We start from the raw sequence: 18,331 nt of genomic DNA on the forward strand, positions 1-18,331 counted from the left end.
AGACCCCGCTTCCCCTTCCACACCGCAGTACTCGAACGTTACGGAAAAAGGGGACGGAGGGGATTAAGTCGCAATCGCCCAAACCGGCCGTTTACGACTTAATCCCCTCCGTCCCCTTTTTTGCGAGGAGGCGCCAGCTGGCGAGGCTGCCGTAGAGCAGCAGCAGGGCGCTGAGGGTGACCAGTTCGTGGCTGACTTCGGCCAGGCGGGCGTCCATCTGGTTCAGGCGCACCATCAGGTTGATGCCCGAGGTGGTCGGCAGAAGCTGCGCCAGCCAGACCAGCGGTTGTGGCGTCATCACTGCCGGCCACGACAGGTTGGCCAGGAAGAACAGCGGGATCGAGGTGGCGATGATGTACTGGAAGGCGCGTTCGCGGGTGCGGAAAAAGCTGCCGACGAACAGCCCGAAGGCCACGGTGGCGGCGATGAACAAGGTGCCGCCCAGCAGCTGGCCCAGCGGATTGCCGCCGCGCGGGTAGTCCTGCACCCAGGCGGTGAAGCCGGCGTAATAGAACAGGCCAAACAGGCCGATCAGGCCGAAGCCCAGTGCCATGCCGGCCAGCGTCGGCAGGTCGAAGCGCAGGCGCCGGCCGAGTGCGAGACGACGGCCACCGAGCAGGACGCCGATGCCCATCAGCAGGGTCTGGTGCACGATCAGCTCGGCCACGCCCGGCACGATGGCGCTGCCGTAGCCTTCCTGGGTGTTGTACAGCGGGCGCTGCACCAGCGTGACCGGTGGTGCCTGCGGTGCGCCCATGAAGGCGGCCTGGCCGACCACGGCATCACGTCCGAACGCGCCCAGTGCATCGGCCACGCTGCCCAGCACCCAACTGGCACGGCCCAGGTAGGCGCCGTTGCCGAGCAGCACCAGCTTGGCCGGATGGCCGCGCAGGATGTCGCGCTCCAGGTTGGCCGGGATCAGCACGATGCCTTCGGCGTGGCCGGCTTCCAGCTGCTGGCGCGCGCTGTCGATGTCTGCCGGTTGCCCGACCACGCGCGCAACACGGAGTGCATCGAGCTTGCGCAGCAGCTCGCGGCTGGTCGCGCTGTGGTCTTCATCCACCACCAGCACCGGCAGGTTGCCGGCCACCTGGTGACGATACGCGGCCGGGTAGAAGAACGAGTACAGGATTACCGCGCCGACCATCACCACGATCGCATAGCGGTCGCACAGCACCGCCATCAGGGTCTGCCGCAGGCTGCGCCACAGTGCGCTCATGCGTCGGCCCCCGCCGGTTGCGCGGCTTCGGACGTACGCGCGAAGGCGATCAGGCGCAGCCCACCGATGCCGCCAGCCACCACTGACATCAGCAGCAACGTGGCCAGCGGCCATACCGAAACCTGCAGCGGCGAACCGATGAACTGCTGCTGGGTCTGCAGCTTGATATAGGCGCTGAGCGGCAGCAGCTGATGCCAGACGCGGGTGAATAACGGCCCGTCCAGCACCGGGAAGGTTGCGCTGGAAAATGCCAGTGCAGTACCGATGCTGAGGCCGACCGCGGACAGCGCGGTACCCATGTCGCGGGTGACGCCGACGAAGAACAACGCGTAGGCCGCAGTAGCCAGATAGAACAGGGGTTGAGCGAGCAGCAGCAGGAGCACGCTGCCGGCCACACCATCACCGCGCAGCCAGGCCAGGTAGCCGATGCCGAGCGCGCCATACAGCGAGAACAGCAGGACGTACGGCGCGGTCTTGCCGGCAATCGCCGGCCACGGTGTGCGGCCGAGCCAGGCGGGCAGGCTGCCGTCGCGGATTTCTCGGCCGAGGCTGCCGGCCACCGCAAGTGCCAGCACCAGCGACAACACCGCCGGGACGATCAGCGGCAGCAGGAACAGCTCGTAGCTGCGCGCCGGGTTGTACAGGATGTCCGACTGCACCGCGATCGGTGCCGCACGCAGCTTGCCCGGGCCGACCTGCAGGCCGATGCGCTCGCGCAGCAGGCGTGCGTTCCAGGCCGAGACCGCGTCGCCGATATCGCGCGCCGCGGACTGGCCGGTGGTCATGTAGGTGGCGTTGTAGTAGGCGAACACCGTGCCCTGGCGTCCACGCAACGCCTGCCGGGTGACATCGCGCGGCACCAGTACGATGGCGAATACATCCAGCCGACGCAGCTGCGAACGTGCATCTTGCATGTCCGCAGGCTGGCTGGCGATGCGCACGCCGGGGCTGGCATCGAGCATGCGCAGCAGCAGGCGGCTGTCGCTGCTGTGGTCGAGGTCGACCACGGCGATCGGGATGTCGCGCATCACCGAGGGCGTGAACATCCACGCCATCACGGCCAGCATCAGCAGCGGCAGCAGGGTGACCAGCAGCAGGTCGGCGCGGTTGCCGCGCAGCGACCGCAGCTCGCGCCGCCAGCTGGCGGCGAAGCTGCTGCTGTCGGGGCTCAGTGCTGGGGCCATGCGAACAGCACGCTCATGCCGGGGCGGAAGCCCTCGATGCGGCGTACCGGGCGCACCCGCACCTCGAAGCTGCGGACGTCGTAGCCGGACGACTGGCGGGTGGTCCGCCAGGTCGCATAGTCACCGGCCGGATTGATGAAATAAACCTCGAACTCGCCGTCCTGGCCAAGCGCCGGCACGCTGCCCTGCAGCTTGCTGCCGACCTTCAGGCCCTGCATCTGCGATTCGCGCAGGTTCATCGCCACCCACATGCGGTCGATGTCGACCAGGGTGAACACCGGATAGCCCGCTGGCACCAGTTCGCCCGGGTCGGCCATACGCTTGTTGATCTCGCCGGCCACCGGCGCGCGCCCTTCCACTTCGACGCGCGCGGCGTTGACTTCGGCCACCGCGCCCTGTGCCTGTTGCACCTGGCCCTGCGCGGCACGCTTGTCCTGCTCGCGTGCGCCGGCCAAGGCCATGTCGTACTGCGCGCGGGCGGCACGCGCCAGTTCGCGCGAGCTGGTGGCCTGGGCATGCGCTTCATCGCGCTTCTGCCGGGTCATCACCCCTTCGTTGAACAGGTTCTGCACGCGCTGGTAGGTCGCTTCAGCCAGCGTCGCACCGGCTTCAGCCCGCTTCCAGTTCGCTTCGGCGGCGCGGATGTCTTCGCTGCGCGCACCTTCGTCGGCCTTGTCGGCCACCGCCTGTGCGGCGGCCAATGCGCCGTGCGCCTGCTGCTCCTTGGCGGCCACTTCGGGGCTGTCGAGCAGGAACAGCACCTGCCCGGGCTGCACGCGGTCGCCCTCGCGCACCTTCAGTTCGGCCACGCGCGCGGTGATCTTGGCGGCCACGTTGATGGTGTCGGCATCGGCCATGCCCTGGATCTGGTCGGCCGGGCTGCGCCAGGCCAGCCACAGGCCGAGCACCACCACGACCAGCAGCACCACTATCAGGATCGGGCCCAGACGGCGCTTGGCCGGGGGCGTCGTTGCATCGTCGTGCAGCACATCACTCATGGTCGATCACCTCGTCCGCACGCCGCCGGAACTCTTCGAAACGGTCCATCTGTCCACTGACCTCCAGCAACTGTGCCAGCGCAATATCGTATTGGTAGGCGGCCTGTGCGCGCTCGACGCGGGCGCCGCCGAGGCCGAGCCGCGCGTCGATCACATCCAGCGAGGTGGCCTGGCCTTCGCGGAACGCCAGCTCCTGCAGGCGCAGGTTTTCCTGTGCCTGGGCGATGCTGCTGTCGAGCAGCACGTACTGCTGGCGCGCGGTTTCCAGTTCGTTCCAGGCCTTGCGCACGCCCAGTGCGACCTGGTTCTCGGCCTCGCGCAGGCCCGCTTCGGCCTGGTCCTGCTGCGCACGCGCGGCGCTGATCTGCGCCGGCCGCGAATTCGGCGACAGGAAGGTGTACTTCAGGCCGATGCCAAACGCCCAGTCCGGATCGGTCAGCATTTCGTCGCGGCGGCGGAAGTCGTACTGGCCGAAGGCGAAGATCTGTGGTTTCAGCTTGGCCTGCTGCACGCGCACGCCCTGTTCGGCCTGCGCCACCATCGCCCGCAGGCGTGCGATCTGCGGTTGGCGCGCCTGCGCCGTACGCTCGAAGCTGGCCACCGGTTCCAGCGGCACGCGCTGCACGAACAGCGGCGACACCGGCTGTACCTCGCCACCACTGCGCAGCAGCGTGGCCAGCGCCGCCTTCAGCGTGGCCAGGTCGTTCACCGTTTTCTGGTATTCGCGCTCGGCCTTGTCGCGGGCCACGGTGGCCTGCAGGCGCTGGGCGCGGGTGGCGAAGCCCTCGCGTTCCAGCTTCTCTGCGTCGGACAGGTGGCGGTTCAGGCCATCGCGTACGTCGCGCCGCACATCCACTGCCTGCTCGGCCAGGCGCTGGCCGAAATAGGCCTGGGCCAGCTGCACGGTTAGCGATTGGCGCTGAGCCTCGCGCTCGGCGCTGGCCTGCTCGTGGGCAGCGCTGGCGGCACGTTGCGCGGCCGGAATCACGCCGCCGGTGTACAACGGCAGCACCGCGGTAACCACGGGCCGGGTACGCCAGTCGCGTTCGGTGAATGACAGCGGTGAGTCGATGCCATAGGCCTCGGCGACAGGTGCCAGCGAACCCAGTGGCAGGGTGAGGGTCTTCTGGAACTGCAGGCGGCGCACTTCGCCGGTAATCTCCGGCAGGCGCAGCAGGCGCGTGGCGTCCTGCAGGTCCTGCTTGTTGCGCACCGCTGCGTCGGCGGCGGCCAGTGCATCGGAGACCTGCTCCAGGCGCTGGCGTGCCTGTTCCCAGTCCAATGCGGGTGCATCGGTGAGGCTCTGCGCCGGCACAGCCAGGGGCAGGCAGGCTGCCAGCGCCAGCGCGGCCTTCGCGCCGTGCATCCTTGTACGTCGGCCGATCACGCCCATGCCGTCCCAATGGTGAAGAAGTGCGCAAACGGTAGTGCGCGCGGCGTGAAGCCCGGGTCTGCGATCATCGGTTTGTCCTCAACGAAGGGTGCCGCTGGCTGCAGTGCGCAGCGCCTGCGTGATGTGCTGCAGCGTGCTTGAACGCACGGCGGCATGCTGCCAGTACAGCGGCACATCGAGCCAGCGGCGGGGTTCCAGTACCACCACGCGGCCGGCGCGCACGGCGGGCGCGACCAGGGTTTCCGGGGCCATGCCCCAGCCGAGTCCGCACGCGGCGGCTTCGACGAAACCGGTGGAGGAGGGCAGGTAGTGTAGCGGCGGCTGCAGTCGCGCGCGGGTCAGCCGCCGCACGAAGCGCCACTGCAGTTCATCCTTGCGGTTGAACACCAGCATCGGTGCGCGCGCCAGGGCCGTGGCCTGCATGCCGTCGCGGAAGTACTGGCGGGCGAAGCTGGGCGAGGCGATGGCGTGGTAACACATGGCGCCGAGCGGATGCACGTTGCAGCCCTTCACCGGTTGGCTTTCGGCAGTGACCGCGCCGAGCACGCTGCCATCGCGCAGCAGCTGCAGGGTATGGTCCTGGTCATCCATGCGCAGGTCGAACAGGTAGCCATGGCGCTGGTGCAGTTCGGCGATGGCCGGTACGAACCAGGTATCGAGCGAGTCATCGTTGACCGCCAACGGGATCGGCGTGCGCGCTGCATCGCTGCCGCGTTCGGGCAGCAGTTCGGCCAATGCCTCGGCCTCCAGCGCCTGCATCGGCCGGACCCGGCGCAGCAGCGCTTCGCCTGCGGCGGTGGGCCGGCACGGTGCCTGACGTACCACCAGTACCTGGCCGAGCCTGTCCTCCAGCGCCTTGATCCGTTGCGACAGGGCCGACGGGCTGATCGACAGGCGGCGTGCCGCGGCGTCGAAGCTGCCTTCTTCCAGCACCGCAGCAAACGCGGCCAGTTGCGGATGTACCAGATCCATGCCGGTGCCTCTTCAGTTTTCCTGCACAGGATAAAGAAAAATCAGATTGTCTAAACAGGGTCAGCGGCCGCACCCTGCGCGTCCTCTCGCTGCCTGGCCTGTCCTGATGTGGATCGCCGCTACCGCCGCCGGCCTGTTCGCAGGTGCCGGCCTGATCATCGCCATCGGTGCGCAGAACGCCTTCGTGCTGCGCCAGGGCCTGCAGCAGCGCCATGTGGGCAGGGTGGTGCTGGCCTGTGCCGGCGCGGACATCGTGCTGATCCTGGCCGGCGTCGGCGGCATGGGCGCGCTGGTGCTGCAGTGGCCGCTGCTGCTGCAGGTGCTGCGCTTCGGTGGTGCGGGCTTCCTGCTCTGGTATGGCCTGCAGGCGGGGCTGCGCGCATGGCGCGGTGGCAGTGCGCTGGCCGCCGCCGAGGCGCAGGGCGGCAGCGGACGGCAGGTACTGCTGACCTGCCTGGCCTTCACCCTGCTCAACCCGCACGTCTATCTGGATACCGTGGTGCTGCTGGGCAGCCTGTCCACGCGCTACCCGGGCGATCTGCGCTGGGCCTTCGCCGCCGGTGCCTGCATTGCCAGTGTGGTCTGGTTCTGCACGCTGGGCTATGGCGCGCGCCTGTTGCAGCCGGTGTTCCGCAGGCCGGGCGCCTGGCGTGTGCTGGATGCAGGCGTGGCGATCTTCATGTTCTGCCTGGCGACGTTGTTGCTGCTGCGTCCTTTATCGCCATGAGTGCGTGACGTACGCCGGTGTTGCGTATGTGTTCCACCGGTACGGTTCACGTGGCCGGATACTGCGCGGATACTGCGCGGATAATGCGCGCCTGGTCGCGACCCCGCCGCGCATGCCGTCGTTCGGCAGCCCCCCGGTCGCCTGTGTTCTCGTTGTACGACCGCCACGGCGCGGCATCGGTGTTGCATGAAAGACAATCTACAGCTGCTCCTGTCCCACCTGGGGCGCACCTTCCTGTTCGGCCTGATGATGGCGCTTCCGCCTGCGTTGGCCTGGCTCGACATCCATTGGCTGGGCAATGCAGTCGGCGAGTGGTCGCTGGTCGAACTGACCCAGGAAGGCTTCCTGGTCGCCAGCGTGGCTGCCTTCGTCCGGCTTGCATTGCGACGTGCCGATGATCGGGCCTTTGCCGTTCTGGCGGCCGCGCTGTTCGCCTGCATGCTCCTGCGTGAAATGGATGAGGCGCTGGACCTGATCGCACACGGCTTCTGGAAGTACCCGGTGGCCGTGCTGATCATCGGCTCACTGGCCTGGGCCAGCCGCGACTGGCGCCGGGCCATGCCGGCGCTGGTGCGTTTTCTCGTATCCCGGCCGGGTACCGTGATGACGATCGGCCTGGTTCTGCTGCTGTTCTATTCGCGTCTGATCGGCATGACGTCGTTGTGGACCGGACTGCTGGGTGACCAGTACATCCGCGTGTTCAAGAACACCATCGAAGAGACCACCGAACTCCTTGGTTACACCTTCATTCTCGCAGCCAGCGTCGGCTATGTGGCACAGCGGGTACGCGAACCGCTGACGGCACGGAAGCGCGCCGTGCACGAGGGTGCCGGGATGCAGCAACGGCCACTCTAGGCGGCATCCACCGCGCACAACGGCGTCTCGCCGGGGCGCAGGGTCAGTACGCGCACGCCGGTGCGGGTGACCGTCACCGTATGCTCGAACTGCGCCGACAGCTTGCCGTCGCGGGTGTACACCGGCCATTCGTCCGGCTGCTGGCGGATGGCCGGCTTGCCCTGGTTGAGCATCGGTTCGATGGTGAACACCATGCCTTCTTCCAGCACCATGCCGGTGTTGGGATGGCCGTAGTGCAGGATCTGCGGTTCCTCGTGCATCTCCTGGCCGATGCCGTGGCCGCAGTATTCCTTCACCACGCTGTAGCCGTGGCTGCGCGCGTGGCGGGCGATGGCGTGGCCGATGTCGCCCAGGCGCGCACCAGGACGCACGGCGGCAATGCCTTTCCACATCGCCTGGTAGGTGGTCTGCACCAGCCTGCGCGCGGCGTAGTCGACCTCACCGACCCGGTAGGTGGTGCTGGAGTCGGCGATGTAGCCGTTCTTCTCCAGGGTGATGTCGAGGTTGACGATCTGGCCGTTGCGCAGCACGTCGGTGGTGCTGGGTACGCCGTGGCAGACAACGTTGTCGATCGAGGTGTTGAGCACGTACGGGAAGCCGTACTGGCCCTTGCTGGCCGGCCTCGCCTGCAGCTCATCAACGATCATGCGTTCGACGAAATCGTTGATCTCCATGGTGCTTCGGCCCTGCAGCGGCAGCTGGTCGAGTGCGGCGAACACCTGCGCCAGCAGGCGGCCGGATTCGGCCATCAGCGCGATCTCGTCGGGGCGCTTGATGATGCCCATCGGCTCAGACCTGGCCCGGCGGCAGCAACGGGGGCTGCACGCCAGCCGCGCGCAGCTCGCTGGCGACGATGTCCTGGAAGCTCAGCGTGGGGTTCAGCTCGCACAGCATGCCGACCCGGATCCAGAAGTTGGCCTGGGCGTTGATCGAGCGGCTGGAGACGGTACAGGCACGGCGCAGCTGGTCGTGCAGGGTGTCATCGATGTTGACGATGCCCATGGGCGGTCCTGAAGGAGGGGGTATACGAAGCGTATATGTTTCGTATATCCGGCTCAAGGCCGCCCGGTTCAGCTCGCGTCGGTGGCGAAGCGCAGGCGGTTGCCGTCGGGGTCACGCAGCAGCATCTCGCGGCTGCCCCATTCGGTGTCATGCGGCGGCTGTTCGATGGGGACGCCTGCGGCGCTGAAGGCGCGGTGCAGAGCGTCGACGTCCTCTACGATGAAGTACACCGCGCCGCCGACCTCGCAGTCGCCGCTGTGTTCGGTGAGGAAGATCGTCTGGCCGTCGCGGGTGAGCTGGGCGAACAGCGGGAAGCCGGGTTCGAAGCGGTGTTCCCAGTCAACCACGAAGCCTAGTCCCTGCACGTAGAACGGCAGGGTGGTGTCGGCGTGGCGCATGCGCAGCTGCGGGATGACGGTCTGGGCCATGGTGGCGGCTCCTGGGCTGGGAACCCAGTGTAGTGCCGAGCCATGCTCGGCCATCGCCCCCTGTAGAGTCGAGCCATGCTCGACTGCTGTTTGCCGTCCGCTGAGTCGAGCATGGCTCGACTCTACAGAAAGCGATAGCGATAGCCGAGCATGGGCCCGGCACTACCGAGGCGCTCAACAGGCGGTCGGCACCGCGGCCATCGCCGCCAGCAGTTCGCGGTTCACCTGCTGGTGCCGCGCCTGCCACAGCGGTAGATCCCCGGCGCTGACGTCAGGCTGGCCATCCAGCGACGACAACCAGCGCTTGAAGCGGCTCTGGTAGTTGGCCAGCGACACTTCGCCGGTGATGTCACTGCCGACCAGGCCGCCGGCACGCAGTGCTTCAATCACCACCAGCGCGTGTTCCAGCTGGAAGCGGCCCTGGTCCCAGTTGCTGCGGGCGACGTCCTCGGCAAACACATCCTTGTCGATCGACAGGTAGGTCGGCTGCGGCGACTTGGCCTGCTCGGCGGCGAACGCGGCCACCAGCGCTTCGGGATGCTCGAAACGGCGGAAGGCGTGGCCCATGCCGAGACGATGCCCCCAGCCCACGTCCACATCCATGCACCAGTAGGTCAGGCGACTGCCGATCAGCGGGCGCCAGTGGTTCTCCCAGGCATGGCCGAGGCCGATGTCGCTGGAGGTGATGCCGAGCACGTGGATGTGCGAGATCTGCGGCAGCTTGCTGGCGGCGTTCACCCACGACCCGCAGTGCATGCCGAACGGGAAGCGCATGTTGTCCGGATGGTTGTCCAGCACCACCAGCTGGAACGGCGCCTGCGTGCGCATGCGCTGCAGCAGCGGCAGGCTGAGGTGGTGGAAGTCGCCACTGCCGAGCATTACCGTGCCGAGCTGGGCCGGCAACGGTGCCAGCACTTCAGTGGCGAAACGGTTCAGGGTGGCATTGCGGCAGGCGAAGCGCAGTGGATCGTGCCATTGCGGCAGGGCCAGGGTCTGCGCCTCTGGCAGCGGCAGCACGCCACCGTCCAGGTCCAGGATCAACGGGGAACGCAACGGCATCGTTCAACCGCCTCCATCAGGTTCGCCCTGCAGGTACGGGGCCAGCCTGCGCAGGGCGGCGCGCAGCAGCGGGGAACGGGCGTGGATCGCATGCCGGGTGGAGGTGAAGCTGGCACCCAGTTCGGCCTTGATCCGCGAATCGGTCCAGCCGGCCACGTAGTGGCTCAGGCTGTGCTGCAGCGCGTATTCGAGGTTGTGCATCCAGCTCACCGCGTACAGGTTGTGCTCGCGGGACTGCGGATAGGCCAGGCCGATGTACTTGTCCACCAGCTTGCCCGCATGCACGTAACACAGGTTCCAGCCGATCAGCTGGCCCTGGTGGCGGTACAGGAACATCCGTCCCTGGCCCTGGCTGTCGGCCAGAAGATGCTGGAAGTAGGGCAGGTCGAGCTGGTCGAAATGCACCGCGCTCTGCGCGTACACGCCCAGGTACAAGGCATACAGTTCGGCCTGGAGCTGCGGGTCGGCCAGGGCCGGATCGCCGGTGGCGATGCAGTCGATCTGCAGGTCGTCGCGCGAGCGCAGCTTGCGCCGGATGTTCTTGCGGCGCGAAGACGACAGGCGGCCGAGATAGCCATCGATCGAATCGAAATCGATCGCCACCCAGGCCAGCGGCATGCCTTCCAGTTCGACGAAGCCGCGTGCCAGCAATGCCTGCAGGAAGGCGCCGCTATGTGCGTTGGCGGCATCATCCAGCAGCGGTGAATCGATCGCCAGGTCCTTGACCACCAGCAGGCGGGTATCGCCGATCGCGTGACGCGTCACGTCCTCAGCCAATGCTTCTGGTGCGACGTGCGCGGGCAGCGGGGTGTACTCGGTGCTGGTGGCACCGACGAAGCGGGTTTGCCAGGTGATCCATGGCCGCCACAGGCGCGACAGCGGCAGGCCAAGCAGCTTGCCGCGCAGTGCGTCGTCCATCGTGGTGGTCAGGTCCAGCGGCGCACGGAAGGTCGGCAGGCCGCTGGGCAGGCGGCTTGCCTCGAATCCGAGCGGCGGGTGGGCCAGGAAGCCCTCCAGCAGCGCGGCCGGTTCCAGCGCAGTGCTGGACGCACGTGACGTCATCTCCATCGGCACGGGAACCGGCAGCGCATCCGACCTCAGCCCTTGGCCTTGGTCAGCGCCTGGTCGAGCAGGGTGATCGCCAGGTCGATCTCTTCGTAGCTGATGTCCAGCGACGGCGCGAAGGTGATCACGTTCTTGTACCAGCCACCCACGTCGAGCACGAGGCCCATGCGCTTGCCGTCGTGCAGCAGGTCACCGGCCAGGCCGATGTCGACCATGCGGTCCAGCAGTTCCTTGTTCGGGGTGTAGCCGTCGGTCTGGCAGATTTCCGCACGCAGGGCCAGGCCCAGGCCGTCGACATCGCCGATTTCCGGGTGGCGCTTCTGCAGGCCACGCAGGCCGTCGAGGAAGTACGCGCCCTTTTCCGGCACGGTGCGCTCGTAATCCATTTCCTTGCCCAGCTTCAGCACTTCCAGGCCCAGGCGGGTGCCCAGCGGGTTGGAGTTGAAAGTGGAGTGGGTGGAGCCCGGCGGGAACACGGTCGGGTTGATCAGCTCTTCGCGCGCCCACAGGCCCGACAGCGGGTTCAGGCCGTTGGTCAGCGCCTTGCCGAACACCAGCACGTCCGGGGTCACGCCGAAGTGCTCGATGGCCCACAGCTTGCCGGTGCGCCAGAAGCCCATCTGGATTTCATCGACGACCATCAGGATGCCGTACTTGTCCAGCACGCGCTTGAGGCCGGTGAAGAAGTTGCGCGGCGGGATGACGTAGCCGCCGGTGCCCTGGATCGGCTCGACATAGAACGCGGCGTACTCCGCCTGGCCGACCTTGGGATCCCACACGCCGTTGTATTCGCTTTCGAACAGGCGCTCGAACTGCCACACGCAGTGGTCGGAATACTCTTCCGGGGTCATGCCCTTCGGGCGACGGAACGGGTACGGGAACGGGATGAACATCGCGCGCTCGCCGAAGTGGCCGTAGCGGCGGCGGTAGCGGTAGCTGGAGGTGATCGACGACGCACCCAGGGTACGGCCGTGGTAACCACCTTCGAAGGCGAACATCAGGCTCTTGCCGCCGCGTGCGTTGCGCACGATCTTCAGCGAGTCTTCGATGGCCTGCGCGCCGCCGACGTTGAAATGCACGCGGCCGTCGAGGCCGAACTTCTCGTGCATGTCCACGGCAATGGTCTTGGCCAGCTGCACGCGGGTCGGGTGCAGGTACTGGCTGGCGACCTGCGGCAGGGTGTCGATCTGGTCCTTCAGCGCGTCGTTCAGGCGCTTGTTGCTGTAGCCGAAGTTGCAGGCCGAGTACCACATCTGCAGGTCGAGGTAGGGCACGCCCGCACCGTCGAACATGTAGCTGCCTTCGCCGCGCTGGAAGATCTTCGGCGGGTCGACGTAGTGGACGGTATCGCCGAAGGAGCTGTAACGGGCTTCGTCGGCCAGCAGCTGCGCGTCGGAGGCAGCGGCGTCGGCGTTCTTGTCAAAAATGTTCATGCAGTTCGGTTCCGTGAAGGACGTTCGAAAGAGGTAGCGGGGGCGTGCTTGGAAGGGAGTGCTCAGGCGGTGGCCAGCAGCAGGGGCAGTACGGCGGGCTGCGGGCTGGCGTCGATACGACGTGGCTGCAGCAGGCTGCCATCGAGCAAGCGCGGCAGCAGTGCGATTGCATCGTGGAAGGTATCGATGGCGGCATGCTCGATGCCGGCATGGGTGCAATGGGTGATCAGGCGACGCTTGGCGAACACGAAGTCGGCATCTTCGGAGACGCAGAAATCCGAACTGCCATCGCCGATCATCAGCACACGCGGTGCTTCGTTGGCGCGCGCCTGCGCAGCGCAGGTGCACTTGCAGGTGCCGCTGCGGCAGCCTTCGGCCTGGTAGGGCGATTCCAGTTCCCAGTGGTCATCGCACCAGCGCAGGTGGTTGGCCACCACCGGCAGTCGCGACAGGCCGTGGTTGGCGAGGATGCGGTGGATCGCATGGTCCAGGCCGTCGCTGACGATGCGCAGCGGCACGCCCAGCTGTTCGGCACGGCTGACAAAGGCGGCAAAGCCCGGATCGATCTGCACCTGGTCCAGGTGGGCGTCGAGCGTGGCCGGGTCCAGCTTCAGCAGCCTGACCTGGCCCTGCATGCATTCGCGCGAGCCGATCTTTCCCGTTTTCCACTGGTCTTCCAGTTCCTGCCAGCCCGGCTGGCCGTATTTCTCCAGCAGCGAGTCAATGACATCTTCGAGGCTGATGGTGCCGTCGAAGTCACACAGGATGCTCCAGTGCATGGGCAGGTCCGTCGATGAAAGGAACGTCCGGCGCGATGCCGGGCCAGGCTCAATGTAGGCAGGCAGCCTTTCTCGTTCCTTTCCTGTTGAAAGCCTGCATTGCAGGGCGCGGAAAGCGTTCAGGAAGGTGCATGGATGAATGCGTGAGGCGCACTCCATCCGTGCGTCCTGGCGTCACGCGCGGGCCAGTGCCCGCAGTATTTCGGCGGTCTCTTCACGGGTCTGCCAGGCGCTGTTGCCGAGGGTCAGCATGCGTGCGGCGAAGTCGCGTGCGTTGGGCATGTCGTCCTGCGGCACGATGCCGCGCAGGTAGGCATAGCCGGGCAGGGCATGGATGAACATGCGGCTGGCGCCAAGCCCGCGTGGCCACAAGTCCTTCAGTACCGCATCGCGGGCGCGTTGGCTGGGCAGCAGCAGCATTAACAGTGGCCAGGTGCCACCGCTACCGGCCAGCCCATCGACCACCTCAACGGCGGGCAGCTGTGCCAGCTGCACCCGCAGCTGCAACGCACGCAGCCGACCGGCCTGAAGGAATGCCGGCAAGCGCCGCGCGGCATGCGCGCCGATGTTCTGCCGCCACTGGCTGACCCGGTGCTGCGGGATATCCAGCGGGAAAATGTCACCGACCGCATCTTCCAGATCGCCACGCTGAAGCGCATTGCGCAGTGGATTGCCATACACCAGTGACAGCAGCGAAGGGCGATAGCAGGCAGCAAGGCCCAGCAACTGCAGGCTCCGCAGCAGCTCCCAGCGCAGGCTGGAGCGAACGTGCTGGACGGCATGTTCGGCCAGCGCAGCACGCAGTTCGTCATCGCGGCTGACCAGCAGGCCGCCTTCATGCAGGCTCAGGCCCTTGCCGGCGGCCAGGCTGAAGAATCCGATATCGCCGCGCAGGCCGACACTGCTGTTGCCGACCCGTGCGCCGAGTGCCTGCGCGGCATCTTCGATCACCCAGGCGCCGGCGTTGCGGGCGACTTCGCAGGCCAGCTCGACATCGGCAATGCGCCCGCCCAGGTGGGTGGGCAGGATCGCCAGCGTGCGCGCATCGGCCAGCCGCTTGAGCTGGCCGGGGTCGAAGTCGAAATGACCGCGCCGGGTATCGCACAACTGCACGCGCAGGCCCAGGCTGTGCACCGCGATCGGCACCAGCGGGCAGGTATAGGCCGGCATGATCACGGTGTCGCGCTTTGGCGCACGCTTGCGCAGCGTGCGCAGGGCGATCAGCAGCGCGTGCGTGCCGGAACAGGTCAGCTGCAGCGGCGGTGTGCCGAGCTGGCTGGCAAGGATGTCACGCAGGTCGCCGCCACCGGGAAGGAAATCGCTGGCCTGCATCGGCAGGCCGGCGGTTGGTGGCAGTTCGCGCGCGAACAGGCTCATCGCAGCGCGCTCACGGGGTGCTTTCGGCAGGGCTGTGCGGGTCGTGCGCCTCGGCGCGGCCGAGGCAGACGATGCCGGCCACGATCAGTACCGCACCGAGCAGATGGTGCAGGGTCAGCGGCTCGTTCAACAGCCACGCCGACAGCAGCAGCACGCTGATCACTTCCAGGTGCGAGGCAGCAAAGGCGGGACCGATCGGCGCATGGCGCAGCAGGCTCATCCAGGTGAAGAATGCACCCACGTAGCCGAGGATGGCGCCGTAAACCCACGGCTGCGACAGCACGCGCAGCAGCCAGGCGGTGTTGGCCTCGACCGGCAACGCGGCGTCACCGGCGTACTTGAAGCACAGTTGGGCCAGCGTGTCGAAAGCCATCAGCAGCGGGAAGCCGATCACATACAGGCGCCTCATGAGCCGGCCCCCACCACGGCTACGCCGGCGGTGACCAGCAGCATGCCGGTCACCCGCAGCGGCGTGAGTTTCTCGCGGAACAGGAAACGGCCGGCGATCATCAGCGCGACGATGTTGATCGAGCCCAGCAGCACGCCCTTGGACAGCGGCACCAGCGACAGGAACGCGATCCAGGCGACGAACTCAAGCACGTAGCAGGCGATGCCGATCCACAGCCAGGGACGGCTGAGCATGTGTTTCCAGCGCTGCAGTCCTTCGCCCTCCTGCGGGTCGCTGGCGGCGGCCTTGAAGGCGAGCTGGCCACCGGTATCGAGCACGACATTGGCCAGCCACAGCAGCGTGGCAAGTGCCCCCATGTCAGGCCACCGCCTTGAGCACGCCAGTGCGTTCACCGATTTCGGTGAAGAAGCGCGCGCTGCGGCGGATCACATCGCGGCGTTCGCGGTCGATGGTGATCATGTGGTAACTGTCTTCCAGCACCACCAGTTCCTTCGGGCCGCTGACCCGCGACATCACCAGCTCGGCGTTGCCCATGCTGGCCACGTCGTCCTCGCGGGCGTGCATCACCAGGCACGGCGCGGTGACCTGGTGCAGGTGGCGGCGGGTCCAGTTGCTCAGGGCGCGCATTTCGGCCAGGGCGTGCCAGGGGTTGCCCGGCAGGCCGGCGGCGGCGCTGTCGCCGGACAGCATGGCGGCACTGACTTGTGCACGCAGGCGCTCGTCACGCAGGCCGTACGGCGGCTCTTCCATGAACATGCGGTCGCGGCCGATGTTGAAGCGCTTGAACCACGGCAGCAGGAACGAGAAGCGGGCCACGGCGGGGATGTTCCAGCCGTCATAGCGGAAGGTGGCGCCGTACACGCCAACCCCGGACACCCACTCGGGGCGACGTGCAGCCAGTGCCAGCGACAGCACCGCGCCCATCGACAGGCCGCCGACGAACAGCTGGTCGACCTTGCCGCGCAGGGTTGCCGCCGCATCTTCCACGCCCTGGTACCACTGTTCCCAGGTGGTCGCCAGCAGGTCATCCACGCTGCCGCAATGGCCGGGCAGCTGCACGCCGTGCACGGTGAAACCGGCGTTGTTCAGCCCTTTGCCCAGCATGCGCATTTCCGCCGGGGTGCCGGTCAGGCCATGGACCAGCAGCACGCCCTGTGGGCCACCGGGGAGGAAGAAGTCGTGCGATTCGGTCACCTGGCGGCTCCGGGACGGCAGTGGGGATGGCAGGATCGCAAGCGCGATTTTCGCCAGCCTTTCAGCGCCCCGGGCCGGGTCAGGGCGCCTTCAGCAGCGGCAGCGTGATGGCGACTTTCAGTCCGCCACCTGGGCGGTTCAGGAAGCTCAGGCGGCCGCCGAAGTGCTCCACCGCCTCGTGCGCGATGGCCAGGCCGAGGCCGGTGCCGCTGGCAGCGGTGCCCGGCGCCCGGAAGAAGCGCTCGCCCAGCCGTGGCATCACGTCGTCGGGCACGCCAGGGCCGTTGTCTTCCACATACAGTTCGACATCATTGTCGTCCAGCGCGTGCACGCCCACCGTGACGGTTGCATTGCGGCCGGCATAACGCAGGGCGTTGTCGATCAGGTTGTCCAGCGCTTCCTGCAGCATGGCGCCGTTGCCCAGTACACGCAGCGGATGGGGACTGCCGCGGTAGCCCAGATCGATGCCATCGCGGATCGCCTCCGGTACGCGCATGCCGACCCACTGCGGTACCAGCTCGCACAGGTCCAGTGCCTCCACGGTATCGGGCACGGTCTGCGCCCGGCTCAGTGCCAGCAGCTGGGTGCTGACCCGCGCGGTGCGCTGGTTGAGCCGGCGGATGTGCTGCAGCGCCTCGCGCACTGTATCGGGGTCGCCATGTGCCAGTGCCTGGTCCACATGCAGGGCCATGCCCGCCAGCGGCGAACGCAGCTGGTGCGCGGCATCGGCGATGAAACGGTTCTGCAGGGTGATCATTTCCGCCTGGCGGGCAAACAGATCATCGATGGTGCTGATCAGTGGCTGGATCTCCTCGGGCACGTCGGCATCGGAGATCGGCGCCAGTTCGCCGCGGCGCTGGGCCAGGCGGGTCCTCAGCGGGGTCAGGATACGCAGGCCATAGGTCACGCCGAACCAGACCAGCGCTGCGGTACCCAGCGCCAGCATGGTCATCAGCGGGATGATGATCATCAGGATCTCGCGCGCACGCTGCCGGCGGTCGGCCATGCTCTCGGCCACGGTCACCGCCAGCTGGTCCTGCGGATCGTTCATCGCCTGCGTGCAGACGGTGGCCATGCGCACCTGCTGGCCATTGAGGTTGCCGTCGTACAGCGCCGGATGCACGCCGGTGCAGTCCTGCGAAGGGGCGTACGGGCTGAAGTCTGCATTGCCGCTGAGCGTACCCATGCGGCTGCTGTCGACGTTGAAGTAGCGATGGCCGTCGGGGTCGTACTCGATCAGGAAGCGCGCCTGCGGAGACAGGTCGCTGGTCACCGGCATGGTGCTCAGCATCTGCGCGAACGAATGCGTGTCGTCGATCAGGTTGCGGTCGTGGATGCGGTTGGAATAGTCCAGCGCAACGTAGTAGGCCAGGATCGTGTTGAACGTGAGCAGGCCCAGCATCGGCAACGCCAGGAAGGCGAGCAGGCGCCGACGCAGGCTGGGTGGTCCACTGATCACGGGGCGCTGTCGTCCTGCGCGTCTTCCAGCATGTAGCCCAGCCCGCGCACAGTGCGGATGCCCATGCCGCCGGGCTGCAGCTTGCGGCGCAGGCGGTGCAGGGCGATGTCCAGGCCGTTGTCGGTGAGGTCCTGGCCCCAGTCGCACAGCGCTTCCACCAGTTGCGCGCGCGACACGATGCGCTCGGCGCGTACCGCCAGTGCCGACAGCAGGCCGAACTCGCGCGCGGTCAGTTCCAGCGACTGGTCGTCGATCCACACCCGGTGCCCGGCCAGATCGATACGCAGGCGGCCGATGCGCAGGTCCGGGTTGCCATTGCTGGTGACCCGCCGCAGCTGCGCACGCACGCGTGCTTCGAATTCGTCCAGCGCGAACGGCTTGACCAGGTAGTCATCGGCGCCCAGGTCGAGCACGCGCACGCGTTCGGCCAGGCCATCGCGGGCGGTCACCACCAGCACCGCCAGGCCATCGCCGCGCTGACGCAGGCGCTGCAGCACATCGCGGCCATCCAGCTGAGGCAGGCCCAGGTCCAGCACCAGCAATGCGTACTGGGTCGAGCCCAGTGCCGCGTCGGCGTGCGCGCCGTTGTCGACGTGGTCAACCACGTGCCCCTGCCGGCGCAGCGAGGCGCACAGGCCGGAGGCGATATCCGGGTCGTCTTCAGCAATCAGAACGCGCATGCGCGGGGGCTCCTGTAACGGTCAGGCCCACCGGATGGACGGGGTGGGCCTCTCTCGGCTGCCGAGGGTAGCCGCAAACCGGGTGAAGGTGGAGCGCG

Annotated in this window: 20 protein-coding genes; 2 read left to right on the top strand and 18 right to left on the bottom strand. The window is 67.3% G+C overall.

Translation table 11 applies throughout. The features are described 5' to 3' along the window. Positions 1–91: 91 nt before the first annotated feature. The 5 genes from ACZK3W_RS06855 to ACZK3W_RS06875 form a co-directional block, all read right to left on the bottom strand. Positions 92–1,219 (bottom strand): ABC transporter permease, encoded by a 1,128-nt coding sequence (locus tag ACZK3W_RS06855; protein ID WP_478450600.1) that lies wholly within the window; start codon positions 1,217–1,219, stop codon positions 92–94. Next, a complete protein-coding gene (locus tag ACZK3W_RS06860) occupies positions 1,216–2,403 on the bottom strand; it encodes an ABC transporter permease (RefSeq protein WP_478450601.1) in 1,188 nt (395 codons plus the stop codon). The genes ACZK3W_RS06855 and ACZK3W_RS06860 overlap by 4 nt, the downstream gene beginning before the upstream one ends. Further along, positions 2,388–3,401 carry an HlyD family secretion protein gene (locus tag ACZK3W_RS06865; RefSeq protein ID WP_032127538.1) on the bottom strand — a complete coding sequence of 338 codons (1,014 nt, stop codon included), beginning with the start codon at positions 3,399–3,401 and terminating at the stop codon, positions 2,388–2,390. Before ACZK3W_RS06865 ends, ACZK3W_RS06860 begins: the two co-directional genes overlap by 16 nt. After that, positions 3,394–4,794 (bottom strand): TolC family protein, encoded by a 1,401-nt coding sequence (locus ACZK3W_RS06870; RefSeq protein WP_189720740.1) that lies wholly within the window; start codon positions 4,792–4,794, stop codon positions 3,394–3,396. The genes ACZK3W_RS06865 and ACZK3W_RS06870 overlap by 8 nt, the downstream gene beginning before the upstream one ends. A gap of 78 nt (positions 4,795–4,872) precedes the next feature. Beyond that, positions 4,873–5,766 (bottom strand): LysR family transcriptional regulator ArgP, encoded by an 894-nt coding sequence (locus tag ACZK3W_RS06875; protein ID WP_478450602.1) that lies wholly within the window; start codon positions 5,764–5,766, stop codon positions 4,873–4,875. Positions 5,767–5,872: 106 nt separating this feature from the next. On the opposite strand from ACZK3W_RS06875, the gene ACZK3W_RS06880 reads away from it, so the two are divergent. Continuing rightward, complete coding sequence (locus ACZK3W_RS06880; RefSeq protein ID WP_032127535.1) at positions 5,873–6,493, top strand: LysE/ArgO family amino acid transporter; 621 nt, start codon at positions 5,873–5,875, stop codon at positions 6,491–6,493. Positions 6,494–6,679: 186 nt separating this feature from the next. Next, positions 6,680–7,348 carry a hypothetical protein gene (locus tag ACZK3W_RS06885; RefSeq protein WP_032127534.1) on the top strand — a complete coding sequence of 223 codons (669 nt, stop codon included), beginning with the start codon at positions 6,680–6,682 and terminating at the stop codon, positions 7,346–7,348. Here ACZK3W_RS06885 and map read toward each other — a convergent pair. From map to ACZK3W_RS06950, 13 genes are all read right to left on the bottom strand, one after another. Continuing rightward, positions 7,345–8,127, bottom strand: a complete 783-nt coding sequence (gene map, locus ACZK3W_RS06890; RefSeq protein ID WP_478450828.1) for a type I methionyl aminopeptidase — start codon at positions 8,125–8,127, stop codon at positions 7,345–7,347. The two genes, ACZK3W_RS06885 and map, sit on opposite strands and share 4 nt — an antisense overlap. A gap of 10 nt (positions 8,128–8,137) precedes the next feature. Continuing rightward, positions 8,138–8,350, bottom strand: coding sequence for a ParD-like family protein (locus ACZK3W_RS06895; protein ID WP_005412680.1), 213 nt, complete (start codon positions 8,348–8,350; stop codon positions 8,138–8,140). A 68-nt stretch (positions 8,351–8,418) separates the two neighbouring features. Continuing rightward, positions 8,419–8,778 (bottom strand): bleomycin resistance protein, encoded by a 360-nt coding sequence (locus ACZK3W_RS06900; protein ID WP_125894499.1) that lies wholly within the window; start codon positions 8,776–8,778, stop codon positions 8,419–8,421. A 174-nt stretch (positions 8,779–8,952) separates the two neighbouring features. After that, positions 8,953–9,837 carry an arginase family protein gene (locus ACZK3W_RS06905; RefSeq protein ID WP_253143358.1) on the bottom strand — a complete coding sequence of 295 codons (885 nt, stop codon included), beginning with the start codon at positions 9,835–9,837 and terminating at the stop codon, positions 8,953–8,955. 3 nt (positions 9,838–9,840) lie between these two features. Next, on the bottom strand, positions 9,841–10,905 hold the full coding sequence (locus ACZK3W_RS06910; protein ID WP_253143357.1) for a GNAT family N-acetyltransferase: 1,065 nt from the start codon (positions 10,903–10,905) through the stop codon (positions 9,841–9,843). A 29-nt stretch (positions 10,906–10,934) separates the two neighbouring features. Then, a complete protein-coding gene (locus tag ACZK3W_RS06915) occupies positions 10,935–12,335 on the bottom strand; it encodes an aspartate aminotransferase family protein (RefSeq protein WP_032127529.1) in 1,401 nt (466 codons plus the stop codon). A 62-nt stretch (positions 12,336–12,397) separates the two neighbouring features. Further along, a complete protein-coding gene (locus tag ACZK3W_RS06920; protein WP_478450603.1) occupies positions 12,398–13,114 on the bottom strand; it encodes an MtnX-like HAD-IB family phosphatase in 717 nt (238 codons plus the stop codon). A gap of 174 nt (positions 13,115–13,288) precedes the next feature. Continuing rightward, the gene (locus ACZK3W_RS06925) at positions 13,289–14,491 is read right to left on the bottom strand and encodes a DegT/DnrJ/EryC1/StrS family aminotransferase (RefSeq protein ID WP_125894494.1); all 1,203 of its coding nucleotides are present in this window, start codon (positions 14,489–14,491) and stop codon (positions 13,289–13,291) included. A 10-nt stretch (positions 14,492–14,501) separates the two neighbouring features. Continuing rightward, a complete protein-coding gene (locus ACZK3W_RS06930) occupies positions 14,502–14,900 on the bottom strand; it encodes a DMT family transporter (protein WP_125894491.1) in 399 nt (132 codons plus the stop codon). Beyond that, positions 14,897–15,256, bottom strand: coding sequence for an EamA family transporter (locus tag ACZK3W_RS06935; RefSeq protein WP_012479558.1), 360 nt, complete (start codon positions 15,254–15,256; stop codon positions 14,897–14,899). The genes ACZK3W_RS06930 and ACZK3W_RS06935 overlap by 4 nt, the downstream gene beginning before the upstream one ends. 1 nt (position 15,257) lies before the next feature. After that, positions 15,258–16,094 (bottom strand): alpha/beta hydrolase, encoded by an 837-nt coding sequence (locus tag ACZK3W_RS06940; RefSeq protein WP_010483180.1) that lies wholly within the window; start codon positions 16,092–16,094, stop codon positions 15,258–15,260. Positions 16,095–16,173: 79 nt separating this feature from the next. Beyond that, the gene (locus ACZK3W_RS06945; RefSeq protein WP_005412674.1) at positions 16,174–17,553 is read right to left on the bottom strand and encodes a sensor histidine kinase; all 1,380 of its coding nucleotides are present in this window, start codon (positions 17,551–17,553) and stop codon (positions 16,174–16,176) included. Then, on the bottom strand, positions 17,550–18,233 hold the full coding sequence (locus ACZK3W_RS06950) for a response regulator (protein WP_014646433.1): 684 nt from the start codon (positions 18,231–18,233) through the stop codon (positions 17,550–17,552). Before ACZK3W_RS06950 ends, ACZK3W_RS06945 begins: the two co-directional genes overlap by 4 nt. Positions 18,234–18,331 lie beyond the last annotated feature (98 nt).

The sequence above is a fragment of the Stenotrophomonas sp. 80084_Sma genome (assembly GCF_056481995.1).